The following is an 18,422-nucleotide window of genomic DNA, read 5'->3' as shown; positions in this document are numbered from 1 at the left end:
AATAAAAGTTTGGCCCCACAATCAACGTATGACGGCTAATTTCCCGGCTATGCCCTCCCGCCCATCCGGCGCCACGGCGAATACGAAATAAACCCCGGTTTCGGCAGCCCGACCCCGGTAATCGCGCAGGTTCCAGGTAGCGGTTCCGCCCTGCGAACGGGTTTCGTAAACCAACTGACCGCCCGCGTCCATGATTTTGACAATCGTATTTTCGACCAGCCCCCGAATGCTGACCAAACCGCCGAAATCGGGACGAACCGGATTCGGAAAAACCGTAATTCCGGCAAAAACCGGAGCCGGTTCGCTCGCCGTTCCGCCGTAAGAAACCAGTCCGTTGGGCGTGGCAATAAAGACTTCGCCACTCGTGGGTTCGATGGCAATATCGGTAATTTGCGACGACGGCAGCGGGCTGTTGTCGGCCGTAAACGTGTTGATCAAAACCGTTCCGTCTCCGTTGAACAGATATAGCCCGTTCGCGGTCCCGATCCATTTCCGGTTTCCGCCGTCGACCGCCAGCGCCGTAACTGATTCACCACTCAACAACCGCCGACGATCGAACACGGGCCGGTAGGCGTTGACCGATCCGGTAAAAACCGCCGATGGATTGTCGAAAACCGCCACGCCATTATCCGTCCCAACCCAGATCAGACCGTCGCGATCTTTGACAAGCGAACGGACGTTTCGGCCCGGCAAATCGCCGTCGCCCGACTGGTTGTACAAAAACCGGGTCCGGTTTGTTTTGGGGTCAAAAACCTGCATACCACCGCCGTTGTAGGCGCTTAGGCGCATCCACAAAAAACCGCTGTCGTCGATGATCAGTTGGTGAATATCGCCCCGGTCAGGTGTAAATGACTGGAATTGGCCGTTTTTCCGCCGAACCTGAATCGTCTCCTGACTGAGCGCCAGCGATGGTATTGCCAGCCAGACGTCGCCGTTCGGATCACCGGCCAGGCTGCTGATGCTGTCAACCATCTGGTTGACGACTCCCGGTAAATTCTGGTTATCCAACGACCACAGTCCGCCCCCGAAACTCCCCAGATACGTCCGCTGATCGGTTGGGTTATAAGCCGCTGTAACGAAGTCGGTTGGCAGGGACGACGCCAGAAAATGTTCCCAGCGACCCTCCCGAAACTGGTCATAGCCGCGCCGACGACGCAGCGGTTTCAGGTCGTCGGTAAAACCGCCCGGCAACGCCAGCACCTGACCCGACGGTCCGACCGCCAGGCGCTGAAACACATCCGAAGCCGGACCATTGGGGCTAACCGCCTGAACAACCGTTCCGATAATTCGCAGCAAACCGGATAACGAATCGGCCACCCAGAAACTTCCGGCCGCTTCAGTTATTTCTTTGGGTTCGCCCAAAACCGCATTCTGCAGCAAAACGCCCGACGCCCGCTGAAGCTGGTCGGGGGCGGTGGCAATCCATTCCGTCGACGTTGCCAGCAAACCGGTAATGATCGGCAGAGACTTGACCACGATCCAGCGTCCGCCCTGCCGCTCGGCAACCCCCTGACCCGGAATGGCCGCAAACAGGCGGTTTGCTACGCCGACCACCGACTGCACGGACGTTCCGGGCGGCAGCGATACGGTTTTCCAATTGCCAAAAAACGCCAGATTGACCGTCGGCGCAAACCGGGCCGCCAGCAGGCCGCGCGAGGTGGATGCGTAGATGGAGTCGTTGGCCAATGCCGTCGAAAAAACCGTAACCGGTGTCCCGTTGGGTCCCAGGTTGCGGTACGTATCCCGGACTTCACCCCGGGCGACATCCAGCACTACAATACCAAAATCGCAGGCCAGATAGGCGTCGTTGCCGGTGCGGGTCAATTGGTTGATGCGCTTGCTTCCCTGAATCTGCGTGGCGTCGCGTATAAGGGTGATCGTCGTTATGTCTGCTGGTTCGCCCGAATCAGTTACAGAAAGTAAATCAATAGTACCGGTTCGGTAACCAATCAGCAGCCGTTTCTGGTCAGAAAGGTAGAAAAGCTGGCTGATGCCAGATTCGCTGAAACCGTCGTCGCGGCTGAGTCGCGTGGCCTCGTTGGCCGCCGGATCGTAGTAGAAAAAACCGTTCTCGGATGCGCAGTAAACCTTGTTTTGAACAGCCGCAACGGTTTGCGTGGAAAGAAAACTGGGGTGGGAATGCCAGATGCCTGGCTGCGCTTTTGCGCAATGAACAATGAAGAATGACCAATGAAGAAAAAGGGCAAAATAGCGACTACTGAGTAATGAATAGCGAATATTGAATAGCGAATAATGAATAGCGAATGAGCGCGCCGGGCAATGCACCGCTTTCTGCACTATTCTCCCCTTCGTTATTCGATATTCATTATTCATTTTTAATTATTCATTACTCGTGTCCTCATACACCCACTCCTTGCTAACGACCTGGTTACCGAGGTGATAGCACCGGCGGCAGCGGGCTTCGTAACTGTCGGTTTCGCCGAGGAGTACTTTTTCTTTGGATTTACTCAGGCGGTAGGAATAGCTGGCAATGTCGCCACAAACGACGCAAATGGCGTGGACTTTCGTGACGTATTCGGCGATGGCCATCAACTGCGGCATGCAGCCGAACGGTTTTCCTTCAAAGTCCATGTCGAGCCCGGCCAGGATGACCCGTTTTCCGGTGTTAGCCAATTGGTTACAAACTTCGACCAGTTCTTTGTCGTCGAAAAACTGGGCTTCGTCGATGCCCACCACTTCGCTATCGCCGGCCAGGTTCAGAATGTCCCGGGCCGACTGAACGGGTTGCGAGCGAACCGCGTTGGCGTTGTGCGAAACAATGTTTTCTTCGTGGTAGCGCGTATCGATCAACGGCTTGAAAATAACGACTTTAAGCCGCGCAATGATGGCCCGGTTGATCCGCCGGATGAGTTCTTCGGTTTTCCCGGAAAACATCGAGCCGCAAATCACCTCAATCCAGCCCGTGCGCAGGTGGGGCGGTTCACGTCGGCGGTTCGGTTCAATAAACATACTTTCCTAGCGTTGAATAGAATAAATACCCCCAACCCCCTGAAGGGAGCTTTTGAGAATCCTGTGAAGCCCCTTCAGGGGGTTGGGGTAAAATAATCTGGCACTCTTCTTGTTGTGGCAAAAACGGCTTTAACGAGAATTTCACCAATGTCTGAACGGAATATTCTAAGCGAAAACCATATCTTTACAAAGCAAAGATATTTTGATATGTCGAACAAGTTCAACGCTTCCTCCCTTACTGAATATTGCAAATCATACGCCCGAAAAGTGGCCGGTGATTTTTTTGCCCACCATTCCGTCATCAGCGGACAGGAACTTTTAAAGTTAAGCCCCGTTAGCCAGGTTAATCTATTTATTATCAGCAGTTTATCCGACAAATGGCGGAGCGATGCCGAACGTTTTCGCAGCCCTTTCTTTGATTTTGAACACCCGGATGTCCGGCAGGCAATGCAGGTTTTCATGAATACCGTTTCGCAGCATATTTCCGTACGCCGGGAAAATCTGGAGCCTTTGCTGGCCGATGCTACCCGCCGAACGCTGATTTTGCTGTTTGATCCGCGTCATTATTTCGACGAAGCCCTGCGGAACCAGCCCGACTTTTCGCTCACGGCCGACGCAGCGCATTTGCTGACCCGGTATACGCAAATCAACAAGTTTGTTCCGGCGGCTGTGGAAGAGCGCATGAAGGGCAAAAGTGTCGTTTACGTCAATCAGGCGCTGAACTGGCTCGATGAGATTCTGATGCAGCGGGGTCGGGAACTGGAAAAACCGGAGAAATATATTCCGCTGTTTTCGGAGAAATTGCTGCTCGATCCGGGGATGTTGTTGCGCAAATCGTCGTACGATTCCTCCCCCGTGCAGCCGCTTCCGGCGGCCAATAAATCATTTTTTGATACCGAAGTTGAAAATACCGCCATCCCGGCGGCTCCGGCAGTCACCAACGGCATGACCGTCAACGGCACGCCACCGGACCTGAACGGCAGCGTTCACACGCATTTTTTATCCGATTCAGGCTCCGCTGAAGAGCCCGTAGCTCCGTCGATGCAGCCCAGTCAGGCGACGGCTCACCTGAGCGACGTTTCGACCCTGGAAGTCAATCCGGCTGTTAATGAAGAATCGGACGGCCCGGTCACCGTCGGCGAAACCTATTACCGCGCCCCGATCGAAAGCATCAGCAAAAGCATCTCGCTGAACCAGAAGTTCATGTTTATCAATCAGTTGTTCAACGGCAACGCGGCTTCGTACAATGAAGCAATTGAAGAGCTAAACCGCGCGACGAGCTACGATCAGGCCCGCGATCTGGTCTCGTACCGGTATGCCGCCCAGTATTTGTGGGACATGAGCAGCGACGAAGTGGCCATGTTGATCGACATTCTGAAACGGCGGTTTGCGTAATTACTGCGGTTCTACTTTATAGCCTTCTTTTTTTAGTAATTCAATCAGACCGTTGGGGCCGGGCAAATGCAGGGCACCCACGGCCACGAAGGTGGGACGGACGGCCATCAGGCCCGGTAACCGCTTCATCCAGTGCTGGTTGCGCTCATCCACCAGGTAGGTCATGTCGCCGAACGTGCTACCGGTTTTTTCGTTCAGTTTCCACATGCCCTGTAAATCCTGTTTCAGGTACAATTCGGTAACCGATTTGCCCAGATCGTGCATATCGTCTTTCCCTTTCACCATTTCCACCAGTTGCTGCGCCTGTTTTTCCACCGGATCGTGGTCGAAGAGAAACGACATCTGCTCCTCCATCGTTTCGAGCGCGCTAACGGTTTTCTGCCGTTTCCGGCCGTCGCTGGCAAAATACAGATCGAGCGGCAAACCGGTAAACGTGCTCAGCGTATCGGATTCTTTCTGGACGTAAGACAAACTAAGCATCGTGGCCGTAACGATCGGTTTCATCTGGTTGAAAAGGCCCAGATCGTAGCCCGTTCCCTTCTTGAATTCGTCGGCCACCAGTTTGTAATCCGCTTCCGAAAGCAGCTTATTGAGGCTATTGTCGAGCATCAGCCCGCGCATCGCCATCGACAGCATGGCCGACGAATCGATTTCCGTTTCCACCACCACGCCCTCCGCGCCCTCGTAGGCTGATTTGATTTTGGGATTCTGGTTGAGGTAACTGTCTTTCAGAATATGGTAAGTACCAAACAGATAGGACGGTTTTTTCAGCCCGTTGCCCGACACTTTCCACAGCAATGACTGCGAAAACGCAGTGGATGAAACGAGTACCAGTAAAAAAGAAAGCGTTTTCATTCGTCAAAAAATAAGGTATCAGTAGGTTTTCTGCGGCTTCGCAGATCGGATACCGAGGTAAAGCAGCAATCCGACGGGCCCCAGCAGAAAACAAAGAATCAGACACGGAATCACCCAGCCATGTGGCACTTTCCGACGCTGGCTGTTGCGGACCATCCAGCTTCCCACCGCCAGATCGAACGCCAGGTAATGAATCCAGCCCGCCAGGAGCGCGGTATCCTGAACGAATAACGTTTTTATGCCCATCAACGTGCTAAACGATTCAAAATCCAGCCCGCTATCGCCGAAAAAAAGATAATAAATGTAGAAACAGGCCAAGAGCGCCGGAAAAATCAGTGATTTGGTGAGAAAATCCGTCGGTTTCCAACGGGGTGCAACAATCATGAGCAGCCATTGCGGCAGAACCAGGGCATTGACAAGCTGAAAAACGGTTTCGGTAGTCATGAACAGGGTGTTGAGTATGACAAAGTACGGAAAGTAATTGACAGTCAACAAAAACCGTCCCAAAGCACTACAAAGTCCCGGAAAAGCCTGTAATTCGTGCGGACTTCGTCTCTGTGTACAGGGCCTTCTCACGGCCCCAGGCGGTTTTTTCTTTCCGAAAAAATCAGTTACTTACTAGAAGGACGACCGATCCTCGTGTTATTTGTAGGTTTTTTATCAACATTCTATGAAATCAAAACTATTTCATGTGAGACGCAGCTTTCACCGGCTGCTGATTGTTCTTTTTATGCTGGTCGCCTGGAAAATTCAGGCCCAGAATGCGACGTACACGTTTCAGGGTAAGGTGACGACAAAATCCGATGGCAAACCGATGCCCGGCGCTTCGGTGGGAATCATCGGTACGACCTCCGGCGGTATTTCCGACCAGACCGGTGCCTACCGGTTTACCGCTAATCTGGCCCCCGGCACCTACACGCTCCAGTTCAGTTCCATCGGTTACCAGACCCAGCGGCAGAGCGTTACGTTGTCGCAGAACACCACCGTTTCGACCAATATCAGTCTGGCGGATGATGCGCTGGGCCTCGACGAAGTGGTCGTTACCGGAACCTCGGGCGCCACCAGCCGGAAACAGCTCGGCAACACCATTGCCACGGTTCAGGCCAAAGACCTGCAACTCTCAGCCGCCACCTCGATCGATCAGGCGCTGGCGGGGAAAGTATCCGGCGCGCAGATTACCCAGAACTCCGGCAACCCGGCCGGGGGGATCAGCGTCCGGCTGCGCGGCCCCAGCACCATCGTCGGCTCGTCCGATCCGCTGTATATTGTCGACGGCGTGATCGTCAACAACGACTCCCGGGAATTGATCGATTTGGGGGGGTATTCGCAAAACCGCCTGGTCGACATCAATCCGAACGACATCGAGCGCATCGAAATCATCAAAGGCGCGGCCGCAGCGGCCATTTACGGGTCGCGGGCCAACAACGGCGTGGTGCAGATTTTCACCAAACGGGGGCAGGAAGGCCGTCCGACGATTACGTTTTCGACGCAGTTTCGGGTGAGCGATATTCGTAAAACGCTGCCGTACAACGAATACCCTTCCAACTTCACCAACACGACGGTAACCGACAACACGCAGACGCCGGTAACGCGCTACGATCTTCAGAAAGATATTTTCCGAACCGCCACCGGTCACGAGCAGTACCTGTCGGTTTCGGGCGGAACGCCCACGACCCAGTATTTTTTCTCCGGGTCCCTGTTTGCCAACCAGGGAATTGTTCGGGGAGCGGATTTCAGCCGGGCTTCCAGCCGGATGCGGATTCAGCAGACGCTGACCAAATGGGCAACGCTGAGCATCGGTTCGGCGTATACTTACAGCAGCAGCCACGAAATTCCGAACGGCGGGATCAACGAAGCGTACGGCGCGCTGACCGGTTTTATTTTCAGTAACAACTTCATCAACCCGCAACCCGATCCGGCCACGGGCATTTATCCGTCGACGGCGCCGGTTTCGGTGGTTCGGCGCACCAATCCGCTGGAAGCCATTGCCCGCTTCGATTTCCGCCAGCGGACCAGCCGTTTCATCGGCGACGCCCAGCTTAACCTGACGCCCCTGCCCGGTTTAGGCATCGACTTTACGTTTGGTCTGGATACGTATTCCCAACTCGCCACGGGTTACATTCCGCCCAACAACACGACGCCATCGTACAACGTCGGGTATTCGCGTAAAAGTGAAGCGTCGGTTTTGCAGTTGAACAACGACCTCAACATCCGCTACCAGGCCAGCCCGACCGAATGGCTGAAATCCACGACCGGTATCGGGGCAACATTGCAATACGACCGCAGCTTCGGAACGGGGATTACTGCGCAGCAGTTGGGCGTTTTCGGCCAGACCGTGAACAACGGGGCCAATATTGTAGCCGCCGAAACCCGTACCGAACGGAGTTTTATCGGCGTATTTGCCCAGCAAACCTTCGGTTTGTTCAACCGGTTTTTCGTCACGGCGGCCGGGCGGATCGATGCGGCTTCGGTTTACGGCGTCGACAATCGCTGGCAGTTTTATCCCAAAGTCAGCGGCTCGTACGTCGTATCGGATGAGTCGTTCTGGAAAGGGTCGTCGCTGGCCGACGTTTTGCCGGACTTCAAAATTCGGGCGGCCTGGGGGCAGGCGGGTAACCTGACGGCCATCGGTCCCTACGACCGGTTTACCAATTATACGCCGGTATCGGTAGGCGGACTGGTAGGCTATGCGGCTCCCGCGCAGTTGGGGAACTTCAGCGTAAAACCCGAACGGCAAACCGAGCTCGAAATCGGAACGGATTTCAGTCTGGTCAAAAACCGCATCGGCGTGGAATTCACTTATTACCACAAAGAGGTGAAGGATCTAATTCTGAACCGCACGCTTTCGCCTAGCAGTGGGTATAACAACCGGTTTGTGAACATCGGAACCATGACCAACCGCGGTTTTGAGCTGCTGGTGCGGGCCATTCCCGTCGAGACGAAAAACGTTCGCTGGAACCTCACGGCGACGTATACGCACAACAAGAACGTCACCGACGGCGTCGAAGGCAACGGGGTTCTGCCGTTCGCGGGCGGTTTTGGTCAGGTGGCTGCGGTTAATGGGTATTCGCTGGGGGCTTTTTACGCCACGTTTTTTGCCCGTAATCCCGACGGAAGTCTGCTGCTGACCCCCGGCGGTTTGCCCCAGCGTGAACGCGGTGTTCAGGGCGCAAATGGCACGTATACTGTTCAACGGGGCGCCGACGGCCAGCCGAGCGGCACGATTCTGAGCAAGGTGATCGGGAACCCGAACCCAACCGCCATTTATTCATTGATCAACGAAGTAGCGGTGGGATCGCGCTGGTCGTTCCGGATGCAGTGGGACGCCATGCAACATTTCGACGTGTTTAACTTCACCAAGCGCGTCGGCGACCGCGACCTGTACGGCGGGCTGAAAGGTTACGAACCCGAGTTACGCGGGGAAGTTCCGAAAGGCACGAGTACGGCCCTGTTCAGCATTTTTGAAAACTGGATCGAAGACGGCTCGTTTGTCAAACTCCGTGAGCTTTCGGCGGCTTACACGGTGACGCCCAAATTCTGGGGTTTCCGCAACGTGCGGTTCAGCGTAGCGGGCCGCAACCTGTTGTCGATCGATAACTACAGCGGTTATGACCCGGAAACGAACGCAGCCGGGCAATCCAACGCCGTTCGGGGATTCGATTTTGTGGAGGTCCCCATTCCGCGCACGATGACGGTGGGTATCAACGCAACGTTTTAATGATTTTATCCGGCAAACCGGGAGCAGTTTCGGCTAACTCCTGTTTTTTCCAACCCATTTGATATGAAGCCAACACGATTTTTAATTTTTCTCGCTTTTCTGCTGCTGGCGGGCTGTAAACTCGACATTACCAATCCCAACGGCCCCACCGACGCGCAGGTGCTGAGCACCCGCGACGGCATGATTACGCTTAGCATCGGCATGCGGCAGTTTTATTCGACCTCCGCGCTCGAATCGCTGCTGCTGGCCCCCGGCACCACGACCCGCGAAATCAAGGGCATTACGACCTTTACGAACATTCTGGAGCTGGAAGCGGGCGGCACGGGCCTGCCGACGTTCAACGGAAACGTCCTGAGCCTCTGGCTGCGGATGCTGCGGGTGATGGGCATGGCAGAGGATATTCTGGCCAACGCACCGACGGTTTTAGCCAACGAACCTGCCCTGCGCAGTGGAATCGTCGCCCACGCCAACCTGTTCAAGGCGATGGCCCTCGGCGGACTCGCCACGGCGTTTGTGCAACTGCCGCTGCAAACCAACAAAAACGGAGCTGCCGTTACGTTTTCCGACCGAAAAGCTGCCCTGGCTGAAGCGATCCGACTGCTGGACGAAGCGGCTTCGCTCGTGGCTACGAATGCCCCATCGGCGACTTTTACGAGTCAGGTGACGGGTGCTGATTTCGATCTGGTCAACACCATTCAGGCGTACCGGGCGCGGTATAATCTGGCGGCTGGCAATTATCCGGCGGCTCTCACGGCTGCCAACGCGGTGAATCTGACGGCCCGCTCGCAATTTGTGTACAATACGCAAAGCCCGAATCCGATTTACCAGCAGGTACAGATTTCGGCGAATTACGCGCCCCGCGCAACCCTGGGCTTACCCGCCAACCTGCTCGAAGCGGGTGACGGTCGGCTGGCGTTTTACCTGACCACACCGGATAAAGCCGTCAACGGCGAAGCCCTGAAAACGCTCAAGGGATTTTTTGACGCCATTGACCGGCCCATTCCGGTGTATATGCCCGACGAAGTGCGGCTGATTCGGGCGGAAGCGCTGGTCCGCAGCAATGGCGACCTGAACGCAGCCGTGGCCGACATCAACGCCGTTCGGACGCAAAAAACCGGTGATCCGTTTGGCATCTACCCCGGCCTGGCGGCCTACGCCGGAGCGGTTACATCCGAGGCTTTGTTGACGGAAATTTACAAACAACGCGGAACCGAATTGTTCCTGACCGGCCTGCGGCTCGAAGACAGCCGCCGGTTTGGCCGCCCCGCCCCGCCGACCAACCTGACCGAACGAAACCGGAATTTCTATCCGTATCCCGATCAGGAACGGCTTACGAACCCCAGCACCCCGGCCGATCCGGCGATTTGATGCGAAAAAGATTTATTCCGACCGGTTTTCAAGCTGAAAACCGGTCGGAATGAAAATCACTCAATTACCAGCCCAACCCGATAACCGCGTTGACGCGAAGCGTAAGACTGGGCTGGTAATTATTTTTGTAAAATTCAAATGCGTGGCCCAGCAAATAAGGATCTTTCATACGTCTTGGAAAGGTAACTTCCGGTCCGGCATTGATATCAACAAATCCCTGGCGACCCAACCGCCGTTGCATTCCCCACATGGCCGAAACCAGCGGAGCATTATACGCATAAGCAAGATCATCGTTGTCCGTACGTACGGACTGGCCGGTTTTGGTATCATAAAAGTGTTGAATAACCCGAACCGAAAGTGCTTTGGTAAATTGCAGCCCGACGTAATTTCCCGAAAAATTATTGGCTGATTTCCCTTCCCGAATTCGTTTTGCCATGCCGTAGTAAAACCGGGTTCCCAGTTTCGCGTAAACGAACCCACGGAAAATTTTGTCAGTGTCCTCGTAACTATTAAATGAACTGTTAAAGGGGACTTTAAATTGATTGAACCGATTATACCGAAGCACCAAATCAAAACCCGCCAGTACCGAAAAAGAGGGCGTTATTTTTCGTTCGACTGATGCATCGGCATTCAGACCAATCCGAAAATTCGGTCTTACTGTATAATCCCGGTCTCCAGCGTTGGGCCAGAATCCCAGTTTGAAAAGCGTTTTCTCTTCCACATTGGCCCGCGTGATGTACCGGTAAACCCGCTTTAATTCGCTCACTGTAACAGTGCTGTCTTCCTGCGAATAGGTGGTTTGCTGGGCGTGAATGGACAAGAAACCGGTTAGGAAGAAGAGAATGGTCATGGATATAGTTTTCATAAGCATCAGGAAGACAACAAGCTAGGAGTTTGATATGTAATTGACCACTATCGCTGTAATGTCTGGTTTATTTTGAACATATCGCGTGCATTCAAAAAGGCTCGATTTTGTTGTACCAGGGGGTCCGCCTGAACTTGTTCATCGAGTGATTTTAAGAGAAGCTCCTTCGTCGTGCGAATCCTGAGAGTTTGCAGTGATAAAGGATCATCGTTCCCTGTCTTCAAATAGCAATTGTAGTAGGTATTCAGGGGCGTTTGACGCGGGTTGTTGGTGGTAGTAAGTATCAGTGTATCACCGGATAGTCGATAGTTGCCCTTTTCCAGCTTAACTAAAATCGTGTTGGCTGATACGACGGAATCCGTGGAGCGTTTGCTATACGTTTGATCGGCATGAAATGTATAAGTACCTGCTTCCAGCCCTTTAAAATTTGCTAATTGCGCACTTGTCGGAGGTAATCCTCCTGATTCATAACTAGGCCCTGATGCCGTCCAGCTTCCTACAATTTCGAATGGGCGTGGAGTGCGGTATTCTTCCTCTCTTCTACAACCATCCAGAAGCAGAAAAACACCTGTACACAATTTGATTATAGTACTATAAACCAATACATTACCTTTCATAACTAGTCGATTTTACGATCAGATTATAAAATAGTTTTGAAACTACCACCCTAATCCAATCAAAGCATTAAATTGAAAAGATACCCGATAAGTAGCATTATATAAAGGACCGTTATATCTTCCACTATAGCGCGTCAACCGGGGGCCAGCATTGATATCGACATAGCCTAAACGTCCTAATCGACGCTGGAAACCCCATAGCAAATCCAGGGCCGGTTGATCCAATTCAAACAGGCGCGAAACGTGTTTGGTATTGATAAATTTTGAGGTCTGGAAATCGAAATGACGACCTTTATAGTAGTTCGACACCGGACGACTGGCTTGCAATCCAATGTAATTTCCCGAAAAATTATTGGCAGATTTCCCTTCCCGAATACGCCGGGCCATACCGTAATAATAACGCGTTCCAATTTTGGCACTTATTTGCTGGCTAAAGTCCCAATCCGGCGTTCCATAAGCTTTCAACCTTGTGTAAAGAACATTATAATCCACGCCGGCAAGGATAGAAAACGAGGGATGAACTTTATGTTCAGCCATGATTTCCAGATTAAGCCCTAATTGAGAATTTCGGTTATCGTTGGAAAAGGGAACAAACGAATTGGGCCGAACACCTATCTTCAACAAAGTCTTCTCTTCCACATTCGCCCGTGTTACGTAGCAAATGAACCGTTGAAATTCACTGGTCGTCAACTGACATTCTTCCTGCGAGTAGGTAACCTTTGGATCATCAGCCGATTGTGCACACAGGTTATAGGCACTTAAGAAAGATAAAAGCGTAAAAATGATGTATTTCATAGCCGTCTCTTTTCAAATTTTTAGGAATAGATTTCTGTTTATTTTGCCAGGGTGATTCCACCGGCGGCCAGTTGAATCACCACCGGACTGTACGAATTCTTAATTAAAAGAGTCGGTTTATGCGACGAAGCCGAATAGGTAAACCGCCGTTTATTCGCATCTAACGAATCGCCGTAAGCATCCGGGACGCGGATGATCGCGTTGGTCGTCTCCACCTCATACTGAAAATCGTCCAGGCGTTTGGGATACAGGAAAACTTCGGTGCGGGCGGCCTGAACGCTCAGGCTGGTCAGGCTGGCGTCGGGCTGAATCGACAGTTTGCCGTAGCGACTCTGGATGGTGCCGCTGCCACTTAGCTCGCGGAGCGTGATGTCGGCTTTTTCGGCTTTGATTGTGAAAAAACCGCTTAATTCGCTGGCGTCGATGTCGCCGTAATCCGAGATAACCGTCGTTTTTCCGCTCAGATTGGCAACCGACAACTTTCCGAATTCCAGCTGAATGCTGGCTTCGCTGGCTAGATCGCTGAGGCTGACATCGCCGAACGTATTGCGGACCGAAACCGGGCAACGCGTTGGCACCCAGACTTCATAAACCGCCTTCAGATTTCCTTTGATCGCGCCCGCCCGCTGCGGAATCGTGAAGCGGTTGGACAGGTCGATAACGTTGTTGCGGGTTTGAATGTCGTAGTTAAGATACCCCAGTTCGCGTTCGGCCACCTCGCGCTCGGGGTGTTTGGCAATCAGTTTCAGCCGCACCAGAACCGTTGATTTATTCCAGCCCTTGATCGTGATGTCGGCTTTCTGGGCCGTCAGGTTCACGCGCTGGCCGGTGCTGTAGGTCAGTTCTTTTTCCACGGTTTTCGTTACCACCTGCAGCCGGGTTTGCGCAGCGGCAAATGCCGAAAGGGTTACGAAAGCCAGTAGAAAAAACAATGTTCTCATATGCGTAAAATTCGGACCAGTTCTTTGGTGACCTCAGCTCGTTCGTTTTCAATTTTGATTTGCGCCTGTACCAGCGCCGGATCGTTGCCAAAAACCAGCAATTCCTGTTCGACGGCCATTTTTCGGTTGCTCAATTCGCGGAGCTGCTGCTTCAATTCCTTCACTTCCGGTTTCTGGCACACCACGATTTGCTGCGCACACTGCTCATTGATAAAGGTTTCCACTTTCTGATCAGTGGAAGACGGCAGCGGTTCCGGCGTCGCTGCCCATTCCGTTTCGACGGTTTCGGTCGCGTAGGCAATGGTCACTTTTTCATCCGAAACCGGTTGCCAAACCGCCCAGATGCCCGCGACCAACGCAACGACGGCGGCTGCGGCAATCCACCGGAACGAACGCGGCCACAAAGGTCGAACTACCGGTTTTTCCAAACGCCCGGCAATCTGCTCCCAGGCATCATCCTGAGGCTCAAAAACCGGCAAGTCGTCCAACGTCCGGTCGATCACCGCATCCGCCCGCAGATCAGCGTCGATCCGATCCCAGAGATCGGGTCGGGGTTCGTGCTCAGGCAAGTTTTGTATGGCTCTGGACCAATCCATCTACGTATATTTCCTGTTGTTCCTCTTAATCTCCTAATCCGTGTAATCCCCGGGGCCGCCCGGCGGTTCAGACAACTTTTTCCGCAATAATTTCCGGGCGTAACTGACCTGCGATTTGGACGTTCCTTCCGAAATATTCAGCATGGCGGCAATTTCGTGGTGCTTGTATCCTTCCACTTCGGCCAGGACAAAAACCGCCCGCGCTCCGTCGGGCAACGACCGGATCGCGGCATCCAAAACCGCACCGGTGATAAAGTCCGGTACTTCAAGGGGTCGGTCGTGCAGGTGTTCGTCGATGGTTTCAAACCGCCATTCCAGTTGTCGTTTCCGCAGCGCCTGCCGAACCACAATAGTCTTGATCCAGGCCCCCAGCGTCGACTGAAACCGGAACGAATCCAGATGGCGGAACACTTCCACGAACGCATCCTGCAGCGCATCATTGGCGTGGTCATAGTCGTTCAGAGTGCGCAGCGCCACCGAAAACATCGCTCGTTTATACCGCTCATACAACCACCGTTGCGCCATTCGCTGCTCCACAGGCCGATCCCGTCGCAGACAGAAGTCAACGAGTTCCGTTTCCGTAGTATCGGGTGTAAAGGTCAAACAGTTGGCTTGGTTGGGTGAACGTTTAGGCTAAAGTGCCGAAAAGCAGAAAAAAGGTTGGAAAGGGAAATTAATACTTTCCAAAAACCGTCTCCCTGCGCGCAATCGTGTCTGAAAATTTGGGGTAATTCGGCTTTCACGTTATCTTTAGCGTTCACTTTCCAAAAAGCTTCATCAATCTATGGCTCTCAAAATGCCTGCTCTGGCGGTGGTATTTGTGTACTTATCCGTGCAAATCCAGGCCCAGTCTCCTTCAACGGTTCGCTACAAGGCCAACGACCGGTTTGAACAATTAGGCCCCCAACTGCCCACGCCGAACACGTTCCGCACAGCTTCGGGATCGCCGGGCCGGGATTTCTTCCAGAACCGGGCCGATTACGATATCAAAGTCGAACTCGACGACGCCAACCAGAAAATTATCGGGTCGGAAACCGTTACGTATTTCAACAACTCGCCCGATGCGCTGAAATACATCTGGCTGCAACTGGACCAGAACCTGTTTGAGAAGAATTCAACGGCGAATTTAAGCACCCAATCGGCGGTTTCGGCCACCGGAACCAGCCTGACCCGCCTGCACAACCTCAACAATTCCGAACCCGGTGCCGAAGTCGACCCCAAAAAAGAGTATGGTCATAAAATAACCGCCGTTCGGGATGCGGCCGGAAAACCGCTGAAGTATACCATCAACGGAACCATGATGCGGGTGGATCTGCCCGTGCCCCTAAAACCGGGTCAGAATTTCGCTTTCGGCGTCGACTGGAATTACAACATTACCGCCTATTATGGCCGTAGCGGTTTTGAATATTTCCCGGCCGATGGCAACCGGAACTACTTCATTGCGCACTGGTTTCCGCGCTTATGCGCCTACGACGACGTCAACGGCTGGCAGAACAAACAGTTTCTGGGGCAAGGCGAATTCACGCTGATTTTCGGGAATTACAAAGTCGCCATTACGGTTCCGAACGACCACATTGTGGGCGCGACGGGCGAGTGCCAGAATTACAGGCAGGTATTAACTGCGGCCCAGACGCAGCGGATGCAGAAAGCGTCGATGTCGAAAACGCCGGTCAAAATTGTCACGCAGGACGAAGCGGTGGCCGCCGAAAAAGGAAAACCGTCGGGCAAGAAAACCTGGATTTACAAAGCCGATAACGTCCGTGATTTCGCCTTTGCGTCGTCGCGCAAGTTCATCTGGGACGCCATGCAAACCGACGTCTACGGCGATGGACACAAAATCTGGAGCATGTCGTTTTACTCGAAAGAAGGCAATCCGCTCTGGGAGCAATATTCGACCCGGGCGGTGGAACACACGCTGCGCTCGTACGGAAACCGCACCTTCAAGTATCCGTATCCGGTCGCTATTTCCTGCCACGCGACGCGCTACGGCGGCATGGAATACCCGATGATCAGCTTCAACGGCGGTCGGCCCGAACCCGACGGCACCTACTCCGAAAGCAACAAAGCCGGGATGATCGGCGTGATTATTCACGAAGTGGGCCACAACTTTTTCCCGATGATCGTCAATTCCGACGAGCGGCAGTGGACCTGGATGGACGAAGGCTTGAACAGCTTTTGCCAGTATCTGGCCGAAAAAGAGTGGGATTATAACTTTCCGAGCGGTTACGGTGAACCGCAGCGCATTGTCCCGTACATGAAGTCCGATCCGGCCCTGTTGACGCCCATCATGACCTCGTCGGACAATATTCTCCAGTTCGGCCCCAACGCTTATGACAAACCCGCTGCGGCCTTGAACATCCTGCGCGAAACCGTCATGGGCCGCGAGCTGTTCGACTATGCGTTCAAGGAATACGCGCGCCGATGGGCCTTCAAAAATCCGACTCCGGCGGATTTCTTCCGGACAATGGAAGATGCCTCGGGCGTCGATCTGGACTGGTTCTGGAAAGGCTGGTTCTACGGCGTCGAGCCCGTCGATCAGGATCTGGCGGAAGTGGACTGGTACACCTTGAACACCCAGAATCCAGAGGTTGAAAAAGCGCTGGCGCGCGCCGAAGCCGCCGGAAAAGCTAAAACCATGAGCAAAACGCGGGATGCGGCTACGCAAGCGCAAACCGTGGTGGCGCAGGATTCGACGATGAAGGACTTCTACAACCGCTACGATCCGTACGCGGTGACCGATGCGGATAAAAAGAAATACGAGGATTACCTGTCGTCGTTGACCGAAGATGAACGCAAAACGTTGAATTCGAAGACGAACTTTTATACGCTGACGCTGAAAAACAAAGGCGGTTTGCCGATGCCGGTGATCGTACGGATGGAGTTTGAAGACGGCACGGATTCGGTGGCTCGTTTTCCGGCGGAAATCTGGCGGTTCAACGACTTGCAGATCAACAAGGTGATTGCCACCAGCAAGAAAGTGACGCAGTGGACGCTGGATCCTTTCCAGGAGATTGCCGACATCGATACGGAAAATAATTCATTCCCGCGTCAGGCGCAAAAACCGACGCGTTTCCAGTTGTTCAAGCAGCAGGGCGGTGGCCGTGGCGGTGCGCAGGGGCCGAACCCGATGCAGCAACAGCGACAATCGACGCAACCCCCGGCGCGGCAGAGCGGAGCGCCGAAGAATTAAAAAAAGAAATTTTAAGTGAAAAAACTGCTACCTGTAAAAGTGTTTAGAACGAGCCACGCCACTTTTACAGGTAGCAGTTTGCATTATTGAGCGTTGTTACGCCCTGGTTTCCGCTCGTTTTACTGGCGTGTACCATTCGTAAAAACCGCAGCCACGAACGTAACTGTTAACTTTCAGACGCTTTGGAGGAACGTCGCAGTGACTTAAACAAGGCAAAAACGCCTGCAATAACCAATCCAACAACTAAACCAACCCCAAACTCTCTTATTGTTGCAGGAATGCTCGGAAATAATGTGTTCAGGTAGTGGATGTTATGCACAAATATGCCGCCCCCCACCAACACCAGGGCCAACGTTCCCACGACGCTTAATATCCTGACGATAACGGGTAATGCACCAACCAGCACATGGCCGAGCTTTGCGAATAAACCTTCCCCATTCGACCGTTTGATCAACTTATAGCCAGCATCATCCATGCGTACAATGAGCGCTACCAGGCCATAGACGCCGACCGTCGCCAGCAGGGCAACAGCGGATACCGTTGCTATCTGTATCATAGTGCTTTGCTCAGCAACCGTCCCGAGCGCAATGATGACAATTTCCACGGAGAGGATAAAGTCCGTCGTGATGGCCGATTTTACCTTGGCTTTTTCCTGATCGACAATTGGACCGGCCTGTTTGCTTTCCGGGATTTCCTGCGGCTTTTGTTTCTCTGTATGAAAGAAATAGTCAATTATTTTTTCGGCTCCTTCGTAGGCCAGGTAACAACCACCTAGTAACAGGATGATTGTGATGGCGGCCGGAAAGAATGCATTGAGTAACAGAGCAATTGGAACGATAATAAGTTTGTTGATCAGGGAGCCTTTGGTAATGCTCCATAAAATAGGCAATTCCCTTTCAGCCAGAAAACCCGTTGCTTTTTCCGCGTTTACAGCCAGATCGTCCCCTAATATACCGGCTGTCTTTCGGGTAGCTACTTTTGTAGCCAAAGCAACATCGTCCATTAAGGCGACTATATCGTCTAAGATTGCGAAAAAACCGGATGCCATTTTTAGATTGAATTATATTAAAATGATTAACTGCCGAAATATAGGGATGGATTATTGCTACCGT

General features: G+C 53.1%; 15 protein-coding genes. 4 read left to right on the top strand and 11 right to left on the bottom strand.

Going from position 1 to position 18,422, the window contains the following annotated elements; all coding sequences use genetic code 11:
• Positions 1-21: 21 nt before the first annotated feature.
• Positions 22-2,334 (bottom strand): type IX secretion system anionic LPS delivery protein PorZ, encoded by a 2,313-nt coding sequence (gene porZ / locus GJJ30_RS09580; RefSeq protein WP_154174898.1) that lies wholly within the window; start codon positions 2,332-2,334, stop codon positions 22-24.
• A gap of 6 nt (positions 2,335-2,340) precedes the next feature.
• Positions 2,341-2,970 carry a thymidine kinase gene (locus GJJ30_RS09575; RefSeq protein WP_154174897.1) on the bottom strand — a complete coding sequence of 210 codons (630 nt, stop codon included), beginning with the start codon at positions 2,968-2,970 and terminating at the stop codon, positions 2,341-2,343.
• A 207-nt stretch (positions 2,971-3,177) separates the two neighbouring features.
• On the opposite strand from GJJ30_RS09575, the gene GJJ30_RS09570 reads away from it, so the two are divergent.
• On the top strand, positions 3,178-4,365 hold the full coding sequence (locus GJJ30_RS09570; RefSeq protein ID WP_154174896.1) for a DUF8457 domain-containing protein: 1,188 nt from the start codon (positions 3,178-3,180) through the stop codon (positions 4,363-4,365).
• Here GJJ30_RS09570 and GJJ30_RS09565 read toward each other — a convergent pair whose 3' ends face one another.
• Both GJJ30_RS09565 and GJJ30_RS09560 read right to left on the bottom strand, forming a co-directional pair.
• A complete protein-coding gene (locus tag GJJ30_RS09565) occupies positions 4,366-5,220 on the bottom strand; it encodes a TraB/GumN family protein (protein ID WP_154174895.1) in 855 nt (284 codons plus the stop codon).
• An 18-nt stretch (positions 5,221-5,238) separates the two neighbouring features.
• Entirely contained in the window at positions 5,239-5,664 is a 426-nt protein-coding gene (locus GJJ30_RS09560; protein ID WP_154174894.1) for an ABA4-like family protein, read from the bottom strand.
• A 247-nt stretch (positions 5,665-5,911) separates the two neighbouring features.
• On the opposite strand from GJJ30_RS09560, the gene GJJ30_RS09555 reads away from it, so the two are divergent.
• Entirely contained in the window at positions 5,912-8,938 is a 3,027-nt protein-coding gene (locus tag GJJ30_RS09555; RefSeq protein WP_310588222.1) for a SusC/RagA family TonB-linked outer membrane protein, read from the top strand.
• A 63-nt stretch (positions 8,939-9,001) separates the two neighbouring features.
• Positions 9,002-10,306 carry a RagB/SusD family nutrient uptake outer membrane protein gene (locus GJJ30_RS09550; protein ID WP_154174892.1) on the top strand — a complete coding sequence of 435 codons (1,305 nt, stop codon included), beginning with the start codon at positions 9,002-9,004 and terminating at the stop codon, positions 10,304-10,306.
• A 64-nt stretch (positions 10,307-10,370) separates the two neighbouring features.
• Here the strand turns inward: GJJ30_RS09550 and GJJ30_RS09545 are convergent, their stop codons facing one another.
• The 6 genes from GJJ30_RS09545 to GJJ30_RS09520 are packed head-to-tail and all read right to left on the bottom strand — an operon-like array spanning position 10,371 to position 14,723.
• Positions 10,371-11,171 carry a hypothetical protein gene (locus tag GJJ30_RS09545; RefSeq protein WP_154174891.1) on the bottom strand — a complete coding sequence of 267 codons (801 nt, stop codon included), beginning with the start codon at positions 11,169-11,171 and terminating at the stop codon, positions 10,371-10,373.
• Between the two features lie 47 nt (positions 11,172-11,218).
• A complete protein-coding gene (locus GJJ30_RS09540; protein ID WP_154174890.1) occupies positions 11,219-11,788 on the bottom strand; it encodes a hypothetical protein in 570 nt (189 codons plus the stop codon).
• Positions 11,789-11,830: 42 nt separating this feature from the next.
• Complete coding sequence (locus tag GJJ30_RS09535) at positions 11,831-12,583, bottom strand: hypothetical protein (protein WP_154174889.1); 753 nt, start codon at positions 12,581-12,583, stop codon at positions 11,831-11,833.
• A gap of 38 nt (positions 12,584-12,621) precedes the next feature.
• A complete protein-coding gene (locus tag GJJ30_RS09530; RefSeq protein WP_154174888.1) occupies positions 12,622-13,524 on the bottom strand; it encodes a DUF4097 family beta strand repeat-containing protein in 903 nt (300 codons plus the stop codon).
• A complete protein-coding gene (locus tag GJJ30_RS09525; protein WP_154174887.1) occupies positions 13,521-14,093 on the bottom strand; it encodes a hypothetical protein in 573 nt (190 codons plus the stop codon). The genes GJJ30_RS09530 and GJJ30_RS09525 overlap by 4 nt, the downstream gene beginning before the upstream one ends.
• A 60-nt stretch (positions 14,094-14,153) precedes the next feature.
• A complete protein-coding gene (locus GJJ30_RS09520; protein ID WP_229313052.1) occupies positions 14,154-14,723 on the bottom strand; it encodes an RNA polymerase sigma factor in 570 nt (189 codons plus the stop codon).
• 181 nt (positions 14,724-14,904) lie between these two features.
• Between GJJ30_RS09520 and GJJ30_RS09515 the strand changes: the two genes are divergently transcribed.
• Positions 14,905-17,310 (top strand): M1 family metallopeptidase, encoded by a 2,406-nt coding sequence (locus GJJ30_RS09515; RefSeq protein WP_229313051.1) that lies wholly within the window; start codon positions 14,905-14,907, stop codon positions 17,308-17,310.
• A gap of 166 nt (positions 17,311-17,476) precedes the next feature.
• Here GJJ30_RS09515 and GJJ30_RS09510 read toward each other — a convergent pair whose 3' ends face one another.
• Positions 17,477-18,358 carry a DUF808 domain-containing protein gene (locus GJJ30_RS09510; RefSeq protein WP_154174886.1) on the bottom strand — a complete coding sequence of 294 codons (882 nt, stop codon included), beginning with the start codon at positions 18,356-18,358 and terminating at the stop codon, positions 17,477-17,479.
• Positions 18,359-18,422: the final 64 nt, after the last annotated feature.

This window comes from Larkinella terrae, assembly GCF_009668025.1.
GTDB lineage: Bacteria > Bacteroidota > Bacteroidia > Cytophagales > Spirosomataceae > Larkinella > Larkinella terrae.
The sequence above is the reverse complement of the archived record's forward strand: the minus strand, read 5'-3'. Positions and strand labels throughout refer to the sequence as shown.

Coding starts and splice junctions, on each gene's coding strand:
- porZ (WP_154174898.1), bottom strand. CDS start 2,334: ATGAATAATGAATATCGAATAACGAAGGGGAGAATAGTGCAGAAAGCG.
- GJJ30_RS09575 (WP_154174897.1), bottom strand. CDS start 2,970: ATGTTTATTGAACCGAACCGCCGACGTGAACCGCCCCACCTGCGCACG.
- GJJ30_RS09570 (WP_154174896.1), top strand. CDS start 3,178: ATGTCGAACAAGTTCAACGCTTCCTCCCTTACTGAATATTGCAAATCA.
- GJJ30_RS09565 (WP_154174895.1), bottom strand. CDS start 5,220: ATGAAAACGCTTTCTTTTTTACTGGTACTCGTTTCATCCACTGCGTTT.
- GJJ30_RS09560 (WP_154174894.1), bottom strand. CDS start 5,664: ATGACTACCGAAACCGTTTTTCAGCTTGTCAATGCCCTGGTTCTGCCG.
- GJJ30_RS09550 (WP_154174892.1), top strand. CDS start 9,002: ATGAAGCCAACACGATTTTTAATTTTTCTCGCTTTTCTGCTGCTGGCG.
- GJJ30_RS09545 (WP_154174891.1), bottom strand. CDS start 11,171: ATGAAAACTATATCCATGACCATTCTCTTCTTCCTAACCGGTTTCTTG.
- GJJ30_RS09540 (WP_154174890.1), bottom strand. CDS start 11,788: ATGAAAGGTAATGTATTGGTTTATAGTACTATAATCAAATTGTGTACA.
- GJJ30_RS09535 (WP_154174889.1), bottom strand. CDS start 12,583: ATGAAATACATCATTTTTACGCTTTTATCTTTCTTAAGTGCCTATAAC.
- GJJ30_RS09530 (WP_154174888.1), bottom strand. CDS start 13,524: ATGAGAACATTGTTTTTTCTACTGGCTTTCGTAACCCTTTCGGCATTT.
- GJJ30_RS09515 (WP_229313051.1), top strand. CDS start 14,905: ATGGCTCTCAAAATGCCTGCTCTGGCGGTGGTATTTGTGTACTTATCC.
- GJJ30_RS09510 (WP_154174886.1), bottom strand. CDS start 18,358: ATGGCATCCGGTTTTTTCGCAATCTTAGACGATATAGTCGCCTTAATG.